General features: G+C 32.7%; 18 protein-coding genes. 7 read left to right on the top strand and 11 right to left on the bottom strand.

Annotated features, from left to right (window positions below; genetic code table 11):
* Position 1 precedes the first annotated feature (1 nt).
* Positions 2 to 730, bottom strand: coding sequence for a metallophosphoesterase (locus tag ACFWV9_RS01110; protein WP_411893387.1), 729 nt, complete (start codon positions 728 to 730; stop codon positions 2 to 4).
* Positions 731 to 1,747 (bottom strand): glycoside hydrolase family 113, encoded by a 1,017-nt coding sequence (locus ACFWV9_RS01105; protein ID WP_411893386.1) that lies wholly within the window; start codon positions 1,745 to 1,747, stop codon positions 731 to 733. It abuts the gene before it with no gap.
* 99 nt (positions 1,748 to 1,846) lie between these two features.
* Here ACFWV9_RS01105 and ACFWV9_RS01100 point away from each other — a divergent pair, with 99 nt between their 5' ends.
* From ACFWV9_RS01100 to ACFWV9_RS01085, 4 genes are read left to right on the top strand one after another with little or no spacing between them, the layout of a single operon-like run.
* The gene (locus ACFWV9_RS01100; RefSeq protein ID WP_411893385.1) at positions 1,847 to 3,151 is read left to right on the top strand and encodes an NAD(P)/FAD-dependent oxidoreductase; all 1,305 of its coding nucleotides are present in this window, start codon (positions 1,847 to 1,849) and stop codon (positions 3,149 to 3,151) included.
* Positions 3,152 to 3,153: 2 nt separating this feature from the next.
* The gene (locus ACFWV9_RS01095) at positions 3,154 to 4,743 is read left to right on the top strand and encodes a 4Fe-4S dicluster domain-containing protein (protein ID WP_411893384.1); all 1,590 of its coding nucleotides are present in this window, start codon (positions 3,154 to 3,156) and stop codon (positions 4,741 to 4,743) included.
* A 33-nt stretch (positions 4,744 to 4,776) separates the two neighbouring features.
* Entirely contained in the window at positions 4,777 to 5,466 is a 690-nt protein-coding gene (locus tag ACFWV9_RS01090; protein WP_411893383.1) for a glycosyltransferase family 2 protein, read from the top strand.
* On the top strand, positions 5,466 to 6,956 hold the full coding sequence (locus tag ACFWV9_RS01085; RefSeq protein WP_411893783.1) for a cellulose synthase family protein: 1,491 nt from the start codon (positions 5,466 to 5,468) through the stop codon (positions 6,954 to 6,956). The genes ACFWV9_RS01090 and ACFWV9_RS01085 overlap by 1 nt, the downstream gene beginning before the upstream one ends.
* Here the strand turns inward: ACFWV9_RS01085 and ACFWV9_RS01080 are convergent.
* Complete coding sequence (locus tag ACFWV9_RS01080; protein WP_411893382.1) at positions 6,953 to 7,378, bottom strand: SRPBCC family protein; 426 nt, start codon at positions 7,376 to 7,378, stop codon at positions 6,953 to 6,955. The two genes, ACFWV9_RS01085 and ACFWV9_RS01080, sit on opposite strands and share 4 nt — an antisense overlap.
* An 83-nt stretch (positions 7,379 to 7,461) precedes the next feature.
* On the opposite strand from ACFWV9_RS01080, the gene ACFWV9_RS01075 reads away from it, so the two are divergent.
* Positions 7,462 to 8,826, top strand: coding sequence for a mannosyltransferase (locus tag ACFWV9_RS01075; RefSeq protein WP_411893381.1), 1,365 nt, complete (start codon positions 7,462 to 7,464; stop codon positions 8,824 to 8,826).
* On the opposite strand, the gene ACFWV9_RS01070 is transcribed toward ACFWV9_RS01075, so the two are convergent.
* The 6 genes from ACFWV9_RS01070 to ACFWV9_RS01045 all read right to left on the bottom strand — a co-directional run bounded on the left by ACFWV9_RS01070 (position 8,823) and on the right by ACFWV9_RS01045 (position 14,037).
* Positions 8,823 to 9,119: a hypothetical protein gene (locus tag ACFWV9_RS01070; RefSeq protein ID WP_411893380.1), complete on the bottom strand. Its 297-nt coding sequence runs from the start codon at positions 9,117 to 9,119 to the stop codon at positions 8,823 to 8,825. The genes ACFWV9_RS01075 and ACFWV9_RS01070 overlap by 4 nt on opposite strands.
* A 108-nt stretch (positions 9,120 to 9,227) precedes the next feature.
* Entirely contained in the window at positions 9,228 to 10,067 is an 840-nt protein-coding gene (locus ACFWV9_RS01065; RefSeq protein ID WP_411893379.1) for a pseudouridine synthase, read from the bottom strand.
* Between the two features lie 48 nt (positions 10,068 to 10,115).
* Positions 10,116 to 11,063, bottom strand: a complete 948-nt coding sequence (locus tag ACFWV9_RS01060; protein WP_411893378.1) for a carbon-nitrogen hydrolase family protein — start codon at positions 11,061 to 11,063, stop codon at positions 10,116 to 10,118.
* Positions 11,063 to 11,965, bottom strand: coding sequence for a geranylgeranylglycerol-phosphate geranylgeranyltransferase (locus ACFWV9_RS01055; protein ID WP_411893377.1), 903 nt, complete (start codon positions 11,963 to 11,965; stop codon positions 11,063 to 11,065). The genes ACFWV9_RS01060 and ACFWV9_RS01055 overlap by 1 nt, the downstream gene beginning before the upstream one ends.
* Positions 11,966 to 12,010: 45 nt before the next feature.
* Positions 12,011 to 12,940, bottom strand: coding sequence for a mevalonate kinase (locus tag ACFWV9_RS01050; RefSeq protein WP_411893376.1), 930 nt, complete (start codon positions 12,938 to 12,940; stop codon positions 12,011 to 12,013).
* A gap of 23 nt (positions 12,941 to 12,963) precedes the next feature.
* Positions 12,964 to 14,037 carry a diphosphomevalonate/mevalonate 3,5-bisphosphate decarboxylase family protein gene (locus ACFWV9_RS01045; protein WP_411893375.1) on the bottom strand — a complete coding sequence of 358 codons (1,074 nt, stop codon included), beginning with the start codon at positions 14,035 to 14,037 and terminating at the stop codon, positions 12,964 to 12,966.
* Positions 14,038 to 14,152: 115 nt separating this feature from the next.
* Here ACFWV9_RS01045 and ACFWV9_RS01040 point away from each other — a divergent pair, with 115 nt between their 5' ends.
* The gene (locus tag ACFWV9_RS01040; RefSeq protein WP_411893374.1) at positions 14,153 to 14,761 is read left to right on the top strand and encodes a porin family protein; all 609 of its coding nucleotides are present in this window, start codon (positions 14,153 to 14,155) and stop codon (positions 14,759 to 14,761) included.
* Here ACFWV9_RS01040 and ACFWV9_RS01035 read toward each other — a convergent pair.
* Both ACFWV9_RS01035 and ACFWV9_RS01030 read right to left on the bottom strand, forming a co-directional pair.
* Positions 14,758 to 15,294, bottom strand: a complete 537-nt coding sequence (locus ACFWV9_RS01035; RefSeq protein ID WP_411893373.1) for a DUF1697 domain-containing protein — start codon at positions 15,292 to 15,294, stop codon at positions 14,758 to 14,760. The two genes, ACFWV9_RS01040 and ACFWV9_RS01035, sit on opposite strands and share 4 nt — an antisense overlap.
* Entirely contained in the window at positions 15,291 to 16,505 is a 1,215-nt protein-coding gene (locus ACFWV9_RS01030) for an NAD(P)/FAD-dependent oxidoreductase (RefSeq protein ID WP_411893372.1), read from the bottom strand. Before ACFWV9_RS01030 ends, ACFWV9_RS01035 begins: the two co-directional genes overlap by 4 nt.
* A 28-nt stretch (positions 16,506 to 16,533) precedes the next feature.
* On the opposite strand from ACFWV9_RS01030, the gene ACFWV9_RS01025 reads away from it, so the two are divergent.
* Positions 16,534 to 17,343, top strand: a complete 810-nt coding sequence (locus ACFWV9_RS01025) for a hypothetical protein (RefSeq protein WP_411893371.1) — start codon at positions 16,534 to 16,536, stop codon at positions 17,341 to 17,343.
* Positions 17,344 to 17,465: the final 122 nt, after the last annotated feature.

The following is a 17,465-nucleotide window of genomic DNA, read 5'->3' as shown; positions in this document are numbered from 1 at the left end:
GTTACTTATTTCTACCCTTTTCATTTGGGTATAAATCTTTCAAGATATCACTTTGAAAAACCTCCTTGGTATCAACATCCATAGCTGATAGCCTACCTGTAAATGCTGCACCTGTATCAATATTCCAAACATTTGCAACATTCATAGGATGCATTTTAAAATAATTAATAGTTGGCGTATGGCCAATATATATTTCTTTATAGTGCTTTAAACGATCCGGATATATCCCTGAGCTTTTATCTATACGCTTATCCATAGTCAACGCCATTTCCCAGAGTGTTCTATCAAAATAAAAATTTCTTACTTCATATTCGCGTTGCACACCGTACATAGAAGTAAAACCAGCATGTACATATAACCTGTTGTCGTTATCAATATGAAAAAGCTCCATAGCCTGGAAAAACTGAAGATGTTGCTTTTTTTCTTCATCTGTAAAATCAGAATAACTCTCTACGGTTTCCTGTCCACCATGAGCCAACCAAACCGGATTGGCAAGTTCTTCCCTCAACCAATCTTCGCACCAGACATCATGATTACCCTTAATAAAAACGCATTCTGCATTATTAGACAACTCAATTAGATACTGCATAACTTGCGCCGACTCACTCCAACCATCAACATAATCACCTAGAAATACAAGCTTATCACTAGCATTAACTTTTAATTGTTCTATTAATTGAACAAGTGCCTTTAATCCACCATGTATATCACCAATAACTAAGTTTCTCATTTAATAATTGTTTGAATATCCATATTGAACTCTAATGACTTCCTGGGCTGGCTTATTTTGTGGTGTAAACATGTTGTTATTTGGCCCACCAACTTTATCGTGTATATGGAACCATTTCCATACAAATCCGCCAGCAAACCAATTTTCATCCCAAAATGTTTCAAAGAGTGCTTTTGTTGTATTTACTTGAGCATCAAGATTTACAGAACCATCTCTATTAGAATAATCCCATGGTCTTTCACCAGCATAATCTACACTTCGATAACCATACTCCGTAAAAAGAACTTTCTTTTTATGTGTTTTTGATAATTTTAATATTTCAAGTTTATGTTTTTGCCAACCAGCCATACAATCTTCAAAACTTGGAGTCTTAGTATCACTTACAGGAAAATAGGCATCAATACCAATAAAATCCAATTTATCCCAAAATGGTGTTTTTCTATACTCATTCCAATTAGCGGCATAGGTTAGCTTTCCATTGTATACCTCACGGATACTGTCTATAAGAGACTTCCAATAATCAGGCCTGTATTTTGTAAACAATTCTAACTCTGTACCAATACATAATATTTCTGCATTAACCTCTTCAGCAAGCGCCGCATATTCCAACAAAAAATTGGTATATGATACCTCCAATTCTTTCCATGTTTCTTCGGATTGCATCATAATTTCACCAGTAAATTGACCACGACTCACCCATATTTGGGGTTTTATCATTATAGATATATCTTTTTTCTTTAATTCGTTAATATACTGTTGTGCTCCTGCCCTAGTCTCACCAAACCATTGTCTATCTGTATTATGTATTACTTCAGGGTGATCTAAATCTCTAATAAAACCAAATGGCATTACTGCTGCATAATTAGCATTTACCTCAACCACTGGAACTATATTAGTACTATCTATGGCTGTATTCATAGCAACAAAACTTACCCCATTTATTTTCTCAGGCTTATATACACTAGCTGCACAGCCAAATAATAAAATGGAGAAAATCAAAGAAATTAAACGTTTCATAGTATTAAATAATCCCTAAATTTAAAGAAATTCAACTTTGGCCGTTAAGGTTTTAACAAAACCTTCGACCTATTGTCTATACTAACAACCAAAATCAATATGGAACACGTCGTAATTATCGGCAATGGTATATCTGGTGTTACACTTGCCAGACACATCAGAAAACTATCGGATAAAAAAATTACCATTATTTCAGCAGAAACAGAATATTTCTTCTCGCGTACTGCCTTAATGTATGTTTATATGGGACATATGAAATTTGAGCACACCCAACCTTACGAGGATTGGTTTTGGGATAAAAATCGTATTGAACTCAAACAAGGTTTTGTTGAAACCATAGACACCAATTCTAAAATACTTCATTTTTCTCATGGTGAAACATTAAATTATGATAAGCTAGTAATAGCTACTGGAAGCAAACCAAATAAATTTGGATGGCCCGGACAAGATTTGGAAGGCGTGATGGGAATGTACCACAAACAGGATTTAGAAAATCTTGAAAAACATGCATCTAATAATAAAGTGTGTAAACGTGCTGTAATTGTTGGTGGCGGTTTAATCGGAATTGAACTTGCAGAAATGCTAAATAGTCGTAGCATACCAGTTACATTTCTTGTTAGAGAATCTAGCTTTTGGAATGGCGTTTTGCCAGAAGGTGAAAGCGCTATGATTAATAGACATATTAAAAATCATCATATTGACTTGCGCCTTTCTACCAATTTAAAAGAAATTATATCGGATAATTCCGGGAAGGTGAAATCTGTAATAGTTGAAGAAACTGGTGAAGAAATTCCTTGTGATGTCGTTGGATTAACTGCCGGTGTGTCACCAAATATTGATTTTATTAAAGATTCTGAAATTGAAACTGGCAGAGGTGTTAAAGTAAACCGATACTTAGAAACAAATATTCCCGATGTTTATGCTATTGGAGATTGTGCTGAGCAACATGAAGCAATTGGAAACAGAAGACCAATTGAAGCCGTTTGGTATACTGGTCGTATGATGGGAGAAACATTGGCACAAACCATATGCGGTAATCGCATAGAATACAATCCTGGCCATTGGTTTAACTCTGCTAAATTTTTAGACATAGAATATCAAACCTATGGTTGGGTTCATGGTAATAAAGGAAGACCAGATTACGAAACTCATTTTCATTGGAAACATGAAGATGACACCAAATGTATCACGGTAGCTTACAATAAGGACACTAATGAATTTCTTGGTATTAATACCTTCGGAATAAGGATGCGACATGAAACATTTGACACTTGGCTAACAGAAAAAACGGATGTTGATTATGTAATTAATCATCTCTCAGAAGCCAACTTTGACCCAGAATTTTATGCAAAATTTGAAAATCAAATCCTCCAGTCTTATAACAATCAACTCCAAACAGTCTAGACATGAGCAATAAATTAAATCATAGTATGTCTTTAGCAACACCTGATGCTTTAAATATTACCATAAAACAAAAAATTGCTTTAGGCCTTGGTCTTGTTGGTCTATTTATATTAACACTGGCGTTATTGAATATCAACTTTCCTAATAAGGGTATATTTCTAACACTTGCATTAGGTTTAATAGTTATAGGAACTATTCTTTATACTAGAGAAGCTTATTTAAATAAACTCGAAGGCATAAAAAATGATGGTGTTTGGTTTAAATCTATCTCTTCAAGAGGATTTTGGGGTTGGGCAGTAGGCATAATACTTACATCATTTTATATTGTTCTTTACTTCTATCCACAATATTTAGGATTAGGCAAAGATGGCGCAGAAAATACTGGTCTAATCAGTTTATTTGACCCTCTTAGTCAATTGTTAAGTGGAAGAAATGCCAGCCAATGGTTTGTTTACGGAACACTTTACACTATTGCGATACTGGCTTTTGGCTACAAGTTCATGTTAAAATACAGGCATAATCGGTACCAACAAATTAGAACGGTCTCTGTAATGTTCTTTCAATTAGGTTTTGCTTTTTTGATACCGGAGTTTATGTATGTAATGAATAATGATTTACCATACTATGATCTTAAAAGTATCTGGCCGCTCAACTATTATATTTTTGATGAATGGTCTGTAAAAGCGTTTCTCTCAAATGGTAATATTGGACTAACGCTGATCCTATTTGGAATACTTTCCATTTTTGTAACTACTCCAATCCTAACCTATAAATTTGGTAAACGATGGTACTGCTCCTGGGTTTGTGGTTGTGGTGGTCTTGCCGAAACTGCAGGAGATTCTTTTAGACATTTATCCTCTAAAAAAATGTCTGCTTGGAAACTAGAGCGTTGGTTAATACATGTCGTTTTAGTTTTTTCAGTAGTTATGACAACTGCAATGGTTTACACGTATTTAGGTTATAAGAGCAATGATTTTTGGTTAACAAGAGGTGTCTTCATCTCATTAGTGATTGGGTTCTTAACGATAATTTTTGTTGGTGTTATGGTTTTTAAAAGAAAAGAATTAGGAATGGACTCAAAATATGGTGCTATTGGTTTTTTTGTTGTGATTTCTCTTTTATTAACGATGCATTTTACAGGCACTACAGATCAATTATTCTATATTAAGTCTGGTAGCTTAAGGTCAGCTTATGGCATTTATATTGGATCCATATTCTCCGGAGTTATTGGTACTGGTTTCTACCCTATTCTAGGTAGTCGAGCTTGGTGCAGATTTGGTTGCCCTATGGCTGCGATATTAGGATTTCAACAACGATTATTTTCAAAATTTAGAATTACCACTAATGGTGGCCAATGTATTTCTTGTGGTAATTGCTCCAATAGTTGTGAGATGGGAATTGATGTTAGACACTATGCTCAAAAAGGTGAAAATATTGTTCGTTCTAGCTGTGTTGGATGCGGTATTTGTGCAGCAGTATGCCCAAGAGGTGTGCTTAAACTCGAAAATGATAGCTTGAAGGGACGTATCAATCCAACTGAGATATTGCTAGGTAATGATGTAGATTTGATGAAATTAGTAAATGAGAAATAAGAAGTTGTATTTTTGCAACTTCAAAATTATTTAATGTCAGTTATTAAAGTCATTATTCCTGCGTTTAACGAGGAAGATTCTATTCATCATGTGATAAATGATATTCCTGATATTGTTAATGAGATTATTGTAGTAAGTAATAACTCTTCCGACAATACTGAAACAAATGCCAAAAAAGCTGGCGCTACAGTTTTAACTGAATTTCATAAGGGTTACGGTTATGCCTGTCTTAAAGGCATGGACTATATAGACAAACAAAATGAAAATCCAGATATTATTGTTTTCTTGGATGGTGATTATAGCGATTACCCTGAAGAGCTTACAAAAATAGTTAGACCCATTATTGAAGATGATATTGATTTTGTAGTTGGTGGGCGTGTAAAAGAATTGCGCGAAAAAGGCGCAATGACATTCCCTCAAATTTTTGGTAATTGGCTAGCAACTAGTTTAATGCGCTTATTTTTTAGATCTAGGTTTACAGATTTAGGACCATTCCGAGCAATTAAGTACAATAAGCTATTGGAATTAAAAATGCGGGACAAAACCTATGGATGGACAGTAGAGATGCAACTGAAAGCTTTGAAACAAAAATTTACCTATGAAGAAATTCCGGTTAACTATAGAAACAGAATAGGTGTCTCAAAAGTTTCAGGTACCATAAAAGGTGCTATATTTGCTGGCGTAAAAATCCTTTCTTGGATTTTTAAATATAGTTTTAAGTGATATATCTTCAGTATTTCATAATTGTAGTTTACACTATAGCAATAGTGCTCATTTTCCTTTACGCACTAGCGCAATTAAATTTGTTGTTTAATTACTTATCCTCGAAACGAAAAAGAGAAGTATGTGAAACTTTTGACTTAGATAATCCGGACGAAATTCCTTACGTTACTATTCAATTACCTGTATTTAACGAAATGTATGTAATGGATCGTCTTCTTGATAATATTGCATTGATTGAATACCCTAAGGATAAATTAGAAATTCAAGTCCTTGATGATTCTACAGATGAAACGATTCATTCTACTAAAACTCATGTAGAAAAATTAGCATCCAAGGGATTAGATATTAAACATATTACAAGAACTGATAGAACAGGATTTAAAGCAGGTGCCTTAAAAGAAGGATTAAAAATTGCAAAAGGTGAATTTATCGCCATATTTGATGCAGACTTTCTACCTCAACCAAACTGGCTAAAGCGAACCATACCCTATTTTAAGGATAAAAAAATTGGCGTGGTACAAACACGTTGGGGACATATTAATAGAAATTATTCATTATTAACAAAAATTCAGGCATTTGCACTTGATGCTCATTTTACTTTAGAGCAAGTAGGTCGTAACTCAAAAGGACATTTCATTAATTTCAATGGAACTGCCGGTATTTGGCGTAAAACGTGTATTGAAGATGCAGGGAATTGGGAAGGCGATACGCTAACTGAAGACCTTGATCTGAGTTATAGAGCTCAACTTAAAAAGTGGAAGTTCAAATACTTAGAAGATGTAGAAACACCTGCAGAACTACCAATTGTAATTAGTGCAGCACGATCGCAACAATTTAGATGGAACAAAGGAGGAGCTGAGAATTTTAGAAAAATGCTTTGGCGAGTCATTAAATCTAAAAATATTTCTACCAAAACAAAGATTCATGGTCTATTACATTTACTAAATAGCTCTATGTTTTTGAGCATATTTGTAGTTGCGGTATTAAGCATCCCAATGCTTTACATTAAAAATGAATATGCCCATTTAAGAGATTATTTTTATGTAATGAGTTTCTTTGTGATGAGCACCCTGATATTTTTTGTGTGCTATTGGTTTATGTATAAGAATATTTATGGAAGTGGTTTTAAAAGATTCTTTGGTTATATAGGAATGTTCTTTACCTTCTTCTCCATTGCCATGGGATTTTCATTGCACAACTCAATAGCCGTTATTGAAGGACATGTTGGGAAGAAAAGTGAATTTGTTAGAACTCCAAAATTCAATATTAAAAAATTTAAAGACAACTGGAAAAACAATAAGTACTTGCGTAAATCACTTTCAAAGAATGTAATTTTAGAAGGGTTGCTGATGCTTTATTTCGGTTTTGGATTGTATAGCGCATTTATTGTGGGAGACCAAGGCGGTGATTTTGGACTTTTTCCATTTCACTTAATGTTGTTTATTGGTTTTGGTTATGTGTTTTTTAAGTCTTTAAGCTCCAAGGTTTAGGCTCTACTTTCAAAAGGTATAATGATTCCTTTTTCCAAATAATCTTTTAGTCCATTTAATAATAATGCCCAGCAAAATGATGAGTGCTTAAAATGATCATTACATTCTGGCCAGTCTTTATGAAAAAACCTAAGATAGGTTCCATCTTCCTTTTCTTCTAGTTCATATCCAAATTTTGTTGGATTCCAATCTTCATCAGAATCGGTCATTTTAAAATGAATCTGCTTATCTTCAATTAAGTTAACTATTGCAAACCAATTATACTTATCTGTAAAATTATAGTTATAAACTTCATTTATTTTCGGTTTTCCTGTGCATTTCAGAGGCCACCAATTAATCAATTGTTCGGGATCCGTAACAGCCTTAAAAACACTTTCAACATCCTTGTTAATCATCAAATTATGGTAAATAGTGTAACTCATGATTTATATAATTCTTTTAAAGTTATAAATCTTTTTACAAAGACATTATTTTCACCGTATTAAATAATTCTATCTTTGATGGAATGGAACTTGGGTTGGGTAATATTTTCAAATACAAAAAGCTAGCGCTACTTTATCTATTTATAAGCTCCGTATTATATCTATCATTTGCGTATGATTTAGTTAGAACAGATTTCTTAAAACTCCTACTGCTTTATCTAGGATTATTTGTTTGTGCTATTCAATTTATTAAATCCACTGGCTATTACTTTAGAGTGCTTGTTCTTGCATCAATAATATTTAGACTACTTTTTTTATTTGCTATTCCGAATCTATCACAAGATTTCTATCGCTTTATTTGGGATGGACAGATGATATTATCAGGAATAAATCCCTACTTGACCACACCAGATTTTCAGATGGAACTGGGTACATTAACTAATTTCCCAAATCAATCAGAATTACATGAAGGTATGGGAGCACTAAGTGCTTCAAATTTCACCAACTACCCACCTTTAAACCAATTATGTTTTGCAATTGCAAATCTTTTTCCTGGTCAAAGCATTTTGAGTTCTATAATTGGACTTAGAGTACTTATTATATCTGCAGATATTGGAACTCTATATTTTGGCAAAAAGCTATTGGAACGATTAAAACTACCTTCTAATAGTATCTTTTGGTACATTTTAAACCCCTTTATAATTATTGAGCTCACAGGAAATTTACATTTTGAAGGCGTTATGGTATTCTTTTTAGTATGGAGTTTATATCTACTACATTCAAGTAAATGGAAATTGGCTGCATTTTTATTCGCTTGCTCTATATCTGTAAAATTAATTCCATTAATGTTTTTGCCACTATTTTTAAAGTGGTTTAAAACCGAAAATAAAAAGATAGATTTTAAAAAGCTAATCTCATTTTATGTCATTATTCTAATGACAGTAGTACTTCTTTTTGTTCCTTTTTTTTCGTTTGAATTTATTTCCAACTACTCAAAAACCGTTGGTCTCTGGTTTGGTAATTTTGAATTTAATGCAAGTATTTATTATCTCGCCAGAAGTATTGGATACGCCATTACCGGTTTTAATGAAATAGAAATGATTACAAAAATACTCCCATCTATATCTTTTATTGTTATTCTTTATTTTTCTTTTTTCAAAGCGAATAATTCAATTACAAAATTGGCGACTTCAATGCTCTTAGTGTTAAGTTGCTATCTGTTTTTAAGTACAACAGTACATCCTTGGTACCTAACAACTTTGATAGTACTTTCTGTATTTACTAATTACAAATACGCTTTAGTATGGTCTGTTATAATAATATTGAGCTATTTCGCTTATGCCAACATTGATTATGCTGAAAACTTATGGGTAATAGCATTAGAGTACCTCATTGTATTTTTGGTTTTTATCTGGGAAGTAGTCTTGAAGAAAAAAATTAGCTTTTAATCCTCTAAATCGTCAGGTGGTTGAATTGCTTCAGGATCATCACCTTCAAAATCTTCATAATCATCTTCATCATAATTCTCCATAGTTACAGCCAACTTAGTACTAACTTTAACTAAATACTTTGTATCCATTGTTGTTACTTCTACTGCTTCAACTAGCTCATTTTTTGCATTTTTAAATGAAATAATATGAGCGTCATCATAGCCATCTGGATACCTTTCTACCAACAAAGCCAATATCTCTGGAGTTAGTTTCTTAAAATCTACGATTACTCTTTTTAGATTATCTTTCATCTTAGGTTGGGTTGATTACTATTACTAAGATACAAATGAAATTAATACAAATATTAATTGAAAATTAATTTTAAAAGAATTATTCAAAACTAATTAGATTCGTTGAAATTAGAGCATTTTAAGTGTATTAACCTCTTGAGTCGTTAAGTGTTTCCAATGACCTCTGGGAATATCTTTTTTAGTTAAATGACCAATAGCTACACAGTCAATTTTTACGATATCATACTTGAGGTATTCGAAAATTGTTCTCAAAATGGTGTTACCCGTATTTTTAATTTTTATACCAATTTTATTTTTAGATTCACCTTGTATATAGCTGATCTCTTCAACCGTTATTAGTTTTCCGTCAATCTTAAATCCTTCTTGTACTTTTTTAAGGTCCTCAAACTTTAAATTCTTATCTAATTCTACCTGAAATAATCGTTCTACACCTGTTTTAGAATTGGTGAATTTTTGAACTACTTTGTCATCATTAGTAAACAGTAATAGACCCAGTGAATTTCTTCCTAATCTACCAATGGGTTTAATCTTGGCATTTGTAGCATTGGCAACTAAATCCATAACTGTTCTCCCTTTACCTTCAGCTGTGGTTGTAGCAAATCCCTTTGGTTTGTTTAAGAGTACATATACGTTTGGTTCAGGACTTATACGCCTGCCATCAAACTTTACCTCATCACCCAGTTTTACCTTATAACCCATTTCAACAATTACCTTTCCATTAACTGTAATTAATCCAAGAGCAATATTTTCATCTGCTTCTCGTCTTGAACAAATTCCGGAATTAGCAATGTATTTATTTAGACGAATCTCATCTGGATTTGAGGTCTTTTTAGGTTGAGTCTTTTTCTTTGAAAATCTGTTATTTTCAGAAAAACCTTTTGCATTACTTCTTTTATTTTTTTTACCTGAAGCCTTCCCTTTTCCTCTACCATCTTGGTTTTTGCTCATAATCCATTAATTTTTAGGCTGCAAAGGTATAACAATAGTTAACATTAACTATTTTATTTCTACAGTAGTTTGTCTATCTCTATTTACTGTTAATTTTGTAACATCTGGTCTGGAATAATGCCCAACAACGTCAAAATTTTGACGTTCTTCCAACACACGATTAAAGTCTATAGTTTGAAAAATCAAACCTTCTTTATTAATTACAGGTTCTATAAGCCATTCACCATCAGGGCCAGCTATACAGCTCCCACCATTAGCTAAGGTATCTGGTGCATTTTTAATAATATCAGCAAAATGAGGTGTTTCCTCTGGAAAATCATCTTTTGTCATTAAAGCCGAAACCGAAACAACATAAGATCTAGATTCTCTAGCTATAAATCGTGTTATATCTTTTGTGTTGTGATCACTTCCTGGCCACACAGCAATATGTAAGTCTTCGCCTTGACCATAAAGAGCCGTTCTCGGCAGTGGCATCCAATTCTCCCAACAATTCAATCCACCAACTGTAAATGATTTTAAAGAGTGAACCTGCAATCCATTACCATCACCAGGTGCCCAAGTTAATCGTTCATCATAAGTTGGTTGTAATTTTCTATGAACAGATTTTATTTCTCCCTTTTCGTTTATATAGACTAATGAGGCATAAATGCTATGTCCTCCTCTATCCATTGGACGTTCCATAATACCTAAATAAATTGCAATCCCATGATCTTTCGCCAATTTGCAAACAGAATTTAAATCCCCTTTTTCAATGCATATAGAGTTACTTACGTAATGTGCATGAAGCGTTTTGTTAATATTAGTATTCCACTCAGCTCCACCAGTTAATGCCAACCAAAATGGGTAACCAGGCAAAAGTGCTTCACCGAATACTATGAGTTCTACGTCTTCTTTAACAGCATCTAGAATCGATTTTTCAATTTTCTTTAAAGTGGCACTCTTATCTAGCCAAACTGGTGCGATCTGAGCCATTGCAATTTTTAAGGTATGCTGCATCATATACGATTTAAAACAATTGAAACATCAATTAATAAGATTGAAAAAACACCGGCGACAATAATAAACTTCAGCATATTATGAAGAAGCAAATAGTGAGTTTTCTTCTCGGATTTCCATAAAACAAGCAGAAATATTAAAAGTAAAATTATACATAAATAAAAGAAAATATACATGTGGCCAATATCAAAAAATAAAATTAGTACAATAGCTGATAGAATTGTTAAAATGGCTACTATACTCAACATCATTTTTGTAATCCTTTCGCCATGCACCACAGGAACTGTTCTATAGTTTAATGCTAAATCACCTTTTATGTTTTCGAGATCTTTAATTAACTCTCGCATTGATATCAATAAAAACAAGAAAATTGCATGACCAAAAACTACCATCTCAAAATTTCTGTAATAAATAAAAATGGCGAAAAATGGCGTTACAGTTAATACTGCCGAAACAATATTACCAACCATGGGTTGTTTCTTTAAACGATGCGAATAGAACCATATAGCAAAAATGTATAAAGCAAAAAACACAACCGCCTTAAACGAAACATAACTTGCAAATACTAAAGCGAAGAAATTGAGTATAAAATAAAATGAGAGCTTTGTGTTTTGGCTCACCAACCTATCTAACATTGTTTTTTGAGGACGATTAATTAAATCCTTCTCAGAATCATAAAAATTATTGATAATATAACCTGCTGCAATCGTTGCTGAGGATGATAAAACAAGCATTAATAAATTAATGTCTAGAAGTACAGATTTAACAGGAATATGATTTGCAAAAATATATACTGAAGCCAAATATTGAGCGATAACAACAACAAGTATATTATAACCACGAACTACAGAAAACAGACTGAAAAATTTAAGAAGTATATGTTTTTGCCGTCTTGAAAGCATGGATTAAGATATGAAACCCTGAAATATGTTCAGGAAAATCTAAATTTAGAAATTATATACAACTTCTAATTTCTGTCCTTTGAGTGCTTCCTTCGCTCTATCAATATTTTCGGTGAAACCTAGAATATATCCTCCACCACCAGAACCACAAAGTTTTAAATAGTAATCATTTGATTCAATTCCTTTTTTCCAAAGTTCATGGAATTGCCTAGGAATCATTGGTTTGAAATTATTCAATACCACCTTAGAAAGTTTCTTCGTGTTGCTAAATAAAGATTTTATATCGCCTTTTAAAAAATCATCAACACATGCATCTGTATGTTTTATAAACTGGTCCTTTAACATACTTCTAAAGCCTTCGTTTTTCATGTTTTCCATGAATATATTAACCATTGGCGCAGTCTCACCAACAATTCCACTATCTAATAAGAAAACAGCGCCTTTACCTTCCGTTTTTTGAGAAGGTATACCAGTGGCCTCAATATTATCCTTAGACTTTATTAAAATAGGAAGACTTAAGTAACTGTTTAATGGGTCTAATCCTGAAGACTTACCGTGAAAGAACGACTCCATCTCAGAGAATATAATCTTAAGCTTTAATAACTTTTCACGTGTCAAGTTTTCTAAAACAGTGATTTTATCTTTAGCGTACTTATCATATATCGCCGCAACCAATGCACCACTGCTACCTACACCATAACCCTGAGGAATGGATGAGTCAAAATACATTCCTAGATCTACATGTTGCTGAAGTGTATTAAAATCAAATGTTACCAAGTTTGTATCAATTTGACGTAAATACTCTACAAATGCTTTTAAACTTTTATTAGATTTTATTGCTATTTCTGAAGGGTTTTCATCAACTTTTAAGGCTCCATTATAGAAATTGTAAGGAATCGATAAGCCTTTAGAATCTTTGATTATTCCGTATTCTCCGAATAACAGAATCTTAGAATAAAATAATGGTCCTTTCATAGTTTTTGTGTTGTTGGGACTGGTTACAAACGCTTGGCACCATTACCAACACTATCGCAAATATAGTGACCGTTTTGGCAATATGCAACTAACTCACTCTTAATGAAGTCATAAACTTTTGATTCTTCAGCTTTAGGAAATAGCACATGAACGTTTGCTCCTGCATCTAAGGTAAAGCAAATATTTGAGTTATTATCCTCTCTATACTTCCAAATTCTGTTGATAATCTCCAATGTATTAGGCTTCATTAAAATGAAATATGGCATACTAGTCATCATCATAGCATGTAAGGTTAATGCCTCACTTTCAACAATTTTTACAAAAGTCTTAAGATCTCCAGATGCCAGCACATTCTTAAGATTCGCTATATTATCATGAGCTTGTGAAAACCTTTCTTTTGCAAATGGATGGCCATGCATAAGTTCATGACCTAATGTACTACTAACTTGTTTTTCACCTTTATCTACCAAAAGTATTGTATCTTGATAATCCTTAAAATTTGAGTGAATATCACCATCAAACCTAATACCAAACAAATCTGAACTTTCTGTACTCTTATTTTTTCCCCAAACCACTAGCTCTCCCTCAATGCTTCTACAAGCACTTCCTGATCCTAAACGGGCTAAAAAAGAAGCTTTTTGATTAAAGTAATCATCTGCATAATCTACTCCTAAATCTTCCTCAATACTTATTATGCAGAGTGCCAGCGCACTCATCCCGGAAGCTGAAGAAGCAATGCCAGAACTATGAGGAAATGTATTAATGGTCTCTATCTTAAAATGGTAATCTCTTAAAAATGGGACATAGTCTACAATACGTTCAAAAAAGGTTTGAATTTTTGGTTTAAACGCTTCATTTTTTTCAGCTTCGAAAAAGACATCAAAACTAAAATCTTTGCCTTCTTTTTTAGTGTAAGTGACTTCGGTTATAGTTTTACAATTTGATAGTGTAAAACTTATTGATGGGTTCTCAGGAATTTGATTTTTGCGCTTTCCCCAATACTTCACTAAAGCAATATTGCTTGGAGACGACCATTTTACAGATCCACTTTCTAAATTGGTATTGTAGGATTTAAGAATAAAATCTTGTTCTGTCATTTTATTAAAATATGGTGCAAAGTTAACAACTTAGGATGTATTAATAATATTTTTACATTATTGTGATGACAAAATTTAAAGACAACGATGATTTATAAACTATCATCCTTTTATTATGAAAACTCAATGCTTAAAAATTACTTTATTAATACTTATACTTAGTTCGTCTTTGCTATATGCTCAAGAGGACAAAATTTCTAGTAATTCATCAACAAGTAAGTTTAAATTTGCCGCCAAAGCTGGAGTGAATTTTTCAAATACTTTTGGTGATGTGGGAGATAATAGCTCATTTTTAACCGATATTAATATTGGTGCAGTTGTAAAAATTCCAACAAATTTAAATTTTGGAATTCAGGCGGAACCTCAAATATCTAGAATTGGCAATAGAATAAACGGGGAAACTGCTACGCGCTTTACATTTTTAGATATTCCTGTTTTGGCCCAAGTTTATTCCATAAATGACTGGAGTTTTGAAGCTGGCCCAAAAGTCGCGGTCACACTTGATCAAAAACAACGTAGAGATGAAAATTTAGAGTCTATAGATAGATTAAAAACCATAACACTTGGTATAACAGCCGGTGCAACATATAATTTTGACAGCAATTGGTTTGGTCAATTTCGTATTAATCATTGGTTTTCTGATATAATAAGAGCTGATGCAGGAGATACTGAAGGTACATCTATACTGCTAATTCAGTTCTCAGTAGGTTATTGGTTTGATTAATTGGCAGAACTCAGCTCAATTAGTTTGATAATTGTCTTATAGTTTCTCGATGTAGCTGCAACTTTTAGTTTTCGCTCAAAATAACTCATATTGAATTTTGCTTTACCATACCCTTTTTCACAATAATAATAAATGCAATTATTAAGAATCAGATATTCTTCACCATCGTACTGTTTTTTAGTTGCCTCTTTGACGTCTTCTTTTTTGGGAACAGAATCTAGTAGAATAAAATAGCTTTTGATTTTCTTTTCTTCGTCAAAAGGGCAATTATCCATTGTGGTTTGGAGTTGAAGATGTGTTTTTACAAGTGCAGGCACTTCAAATCCGAAATGACTAAGAATCGAATTTTTAATTAACGCTTCTATTTCAAATTTGTCTGTTATTGAAGATTGAAACACGACATTTCCACTTTGAATATAAGTTTGAACATTTTCTAAACCTGAATTTGATAATAGTGCTCGTAAATCTGCCATAGGCATTTTTTTATGACCACCAACATTAATACCTCTTAATAGTGCTATGAATATGTTCATTTATTTATGTTTTTAGCAACGATATAAGCTCCTGTCCAAGCATTCTGAAAGTTGAAACCTCCTGTAACAGCATCAACATTAATGACCTCACCAGCAAAATACAAATTCGGAATTCGCTTACTTTCAAAGGTTTTAAAGTTAACTTCCTTTAGATTTACGCCACCAGCAGTCACAAACTCTTCTTTAAAAGTACTTTTTCCTGTGACATTAAATTCTGCCTTGGTCAATTGAAGGGTTAAAGCTTCTAATTGTTGCTTATTAGTATCTGCCCAACGTTCGGTTTCGTTAATATTTGAAGCCAAAACCAATTGTTTCCAAAGTCGTTTCGGTAAGTCGAATTGTGTTGAATTAACAATCGTCTTTTTTGCAAACCCAAGTTTAAAATCTTTAAGTTGTTCGATACACGATTCAAAATCTTGTTTGATAAAATTGACTTCAATTTTGAAAATGTAATTCATTTTTGAAAGCTCAACCGCACCAAATGCAGAGAGTTTCAATATAGCTGGTGCGCTCATTCCAACATGTGTAAAGAGCAACGGTCCTTCTGAAACTAAATCAGTTCCCATTACTGTTACCTCAACATCTTTAGCAACAACTCCTGGAATATCCGTAATACGCCTGTCTTTAATATCGAAAGTAAACAATGATGGTACAGGTGATACAATGTTATGTCCTAAATCTTCAAGTAATTTCCAGATTTTAGGATTGCTACCTGTTGCAATAACCAACTTATTACAAGTAAATTGGCCATTATTAGTTTGAATTGCAAACCCTTGGCCAATAATTTTGAATGATTTGACTGACTGATTATAAAAAACCTCAACGCCATGTTTTTTACTTTCATTCAAAAAACAATCAATTATAGTTTGAGAAGAATCTGTAACGGGAAATATTCTTCCATCTTCTTCAATTTTCAGTTCAACACCTCTTTCTTCAAACCAAGAAATAGTATCACCTGTCATAAATGTATGAAATGGACCTAATAACTCTTTTTCGCCTCTTGGATAATTATTTACCAATTCTGAAGGTATAAACTCAGCATGAGTAACGTTGCACCTGCCACCACCTGATATTTTTACCTTTTGCAGTCCTACTTTACCGCGCTCTAATACGGCAACGGATAAGTCAGTTGACTTTTCTGCAATATTAATTGCGGCAAAAAAACCAGCTGCTCCACCGCCAATAATTATAATATCTTTGTGTAAATTCAACGCTATAAATTGAAATGATAAAATTACTATGATAATACCCAAAAGACTAATTTTTATCCTACTTATCACAATTGCATGCACCTCTTTTGGTAACCTCTTAGTAATAGGAGATATTTCTAACAGTTTAAAAGAGGTTTCTGCGACAGAAATTATACCAAATTCAGAATTAATTTGGGTTATTGAAGATTCTGGTAATGATAATGTATTATATGGATTAAAACCAACAGGTGAGATTTCAAAAAGTATTGAATTAAAGTCTTCGAACAATTTAGACTGGGAAGATATTACCGCTGACCAATATGGAAATATCTATATTGGTGACTTTGGAAACAATAACAAGAATCGCACTATTTTTCAAATTTATAAAGTTTATAATAAGGACTTAATTAATGATACTGCAGAAACACACCTTATTGAATTCTCACTGCCTTTTATCAATCAACCTAAAGATTTTGAAGCATTCTTTATACATCAGAACGTATTTTATTTAATCAGCAAAGAAAACAAAGGTTTTAGTGTTTTTACAGTTCCTAATGCAGTAGGAAATCATACAGCTAATTTTATTTCAAAATTTGAACTAGATGGTAAAGACACAAGAGTAACATCTTCTGATATCAGTTCTGATGGTAAATCCGTAGTATTATTAAACCATAAAAGAATTTGGAAATACTCAAATTATGAAGGCACTGATTTTTTTTCAGGTAATAAAGAAAAATTGACATTTAAGCACAATTCACAAAAAGAAGGTGTCTGTTTTAAAAACGACTCTACTCTAATTATCACCGATGAACGCCATGGATCTACAGGTGGAAATATTTATAGTTACACTATACAATAAGTGAATAGGTGTAAATAATTAAACAAATATGGTTCTAGTTTTTCATCGACTAATCTCGTAAATTATCTATTTTTCAATGATTTAATGGCTTTTTTGTGCATTTTTATCACCAACTATTAATA

The sequence above is a fragment of the Winogradskyella sp. A2 genome, from assembly GCF_046762865.1.
GTDB lineage: Bacteria > Bacteroidota > Bacteroidia > Flavobacteriales > Flavobacteriaceae > Winogradskyella.
Note: the sequence above shows the minus strand (reverse complement) of the source record. Positions and strands in the feature narration are given on the sequence as shown.

What these genes read in the sequence shown, in the direction of transcription:
- ACFWV9_RS01110 (WP_411893387.1), bottom strand. Translation starts at nt 730, where the DNA reads ATGAGAAACTTAGTTATTGGTGATATACATGGTGGATTAAAGGCACTT.
- ACFWV9_RS01105 (WP_411893386.1), bottom strand. Translation starts at nt 1,747, where the DNA reads ATGAAACGTTTAATTTCTTTGATTTTCTCCATTTTATTATTTGGCTGT.
- ACFWV9_RS01100 (WP_411893385.1), top strand. Translation starts at nt 1,847, where the DNA reads ATGGAACACGTCGTAATTATCGGCAATGGTATATCTGGTGTTACACTT.
- ACFWV9_RS01095 (WP_411893384.1), top strand. Translation starts at nt 3,154, where the DNA reads ATGAGCAATAAATTAAATCATAGTATGTCTTTAGCAACACCTGATGCT.
- ACFWV9_RS01090 (WP_411893383.1), top strand. Translation starts at nt 4,777, where the DNA reads ATGTCAGTTATTAAAGTCATTATTCCTGCGTTTAACGAGGAAGATTCT.
- ACFWV9_RS01080 (WP_411893382.1), bottom strand. Translation starts at nt 7,378, where the DNA reads ATGAGTTACACTATTTACCATAATTTGATGATTAACAAGGATGTTGAA.
- ACFWV9_RS01075 (WP_411893381.1), top strand. Translation starts at nt 7,462, where the DNA reads ATGGAACTTGGGTTGGGTAATATTTTCAAATACAAAAAGCTAGCGCTA.
- ACFWV9_RS01070 (WP_411893380.1), bottom strand. Translation starts at nt 9,119, where the DNA reads ATGAAAGATAATCTAAAAAGAGTAATCGTAGATTTTAAGAAACTAACT.
- ACFWV9_RS01065 (WP_411893379.1), bottom strand. Translation starts at nt 10,067, where the DNA reads ATGAGCAAAAACCAAGATGGTAGAGGAAAAGGGAAGGCTTCAGGTAAA.
- ACFWV9_RS01060 (WP_411893378.1), bottom strand. Translation starts at nt 11,063, where the DNA reads ATGCAGCATACCTTAAAAATTGCAATGGCTCAGATCGCACCAGTTTGG.
- ACFWV9_RS01055 (WP_411893377.1), bottom strand. Translation starts at nt 11,965, where the DNA reads ATGCTTTCAAGACGGCAAAAACATATACTTCTTAAATTTTTCAGTCTG.
- ACFWV9_RS01050 (WP_411893376.1), bottom strand. Translation starts at nt 12,940, where the DNA reads ATGAAAGGACCATTATTTTATTCTAAGATTCTGTTATTCGGAGAATAC.
- ACFWV9_RS01045 (WP_411893375.1), bottom strand. Translation starts at nt 14,037, where the DNA reads ATGACAGAACAAGATTTTATTCTTAAATCCTACAATACCAATTTAGAA.
- ACFWV9_RS01040 (WP_411893374.1), top strand. Translation starts at nt 14,153, where the DNA reads ATGAAAACTCAATGCTTAAAAATTACTTTATTAATACTTATACTTAGT.
- ACFWV9_RS01035 (WP_411893373.1), bottom strand. Translation starts at nt 15,294, where the DNA reads ATGAACATATTCATAGCACTATTAAGAGGTATTAATGTTGGTGGTCAT.
- ACFWV9_RS01025 (WP_411893371.1), top strand. Translation starts at nt 16,534, where the DNA reads ATGATAATACCCAAAAGACTAATTTTTATCCTACTTATCACAATTGCA.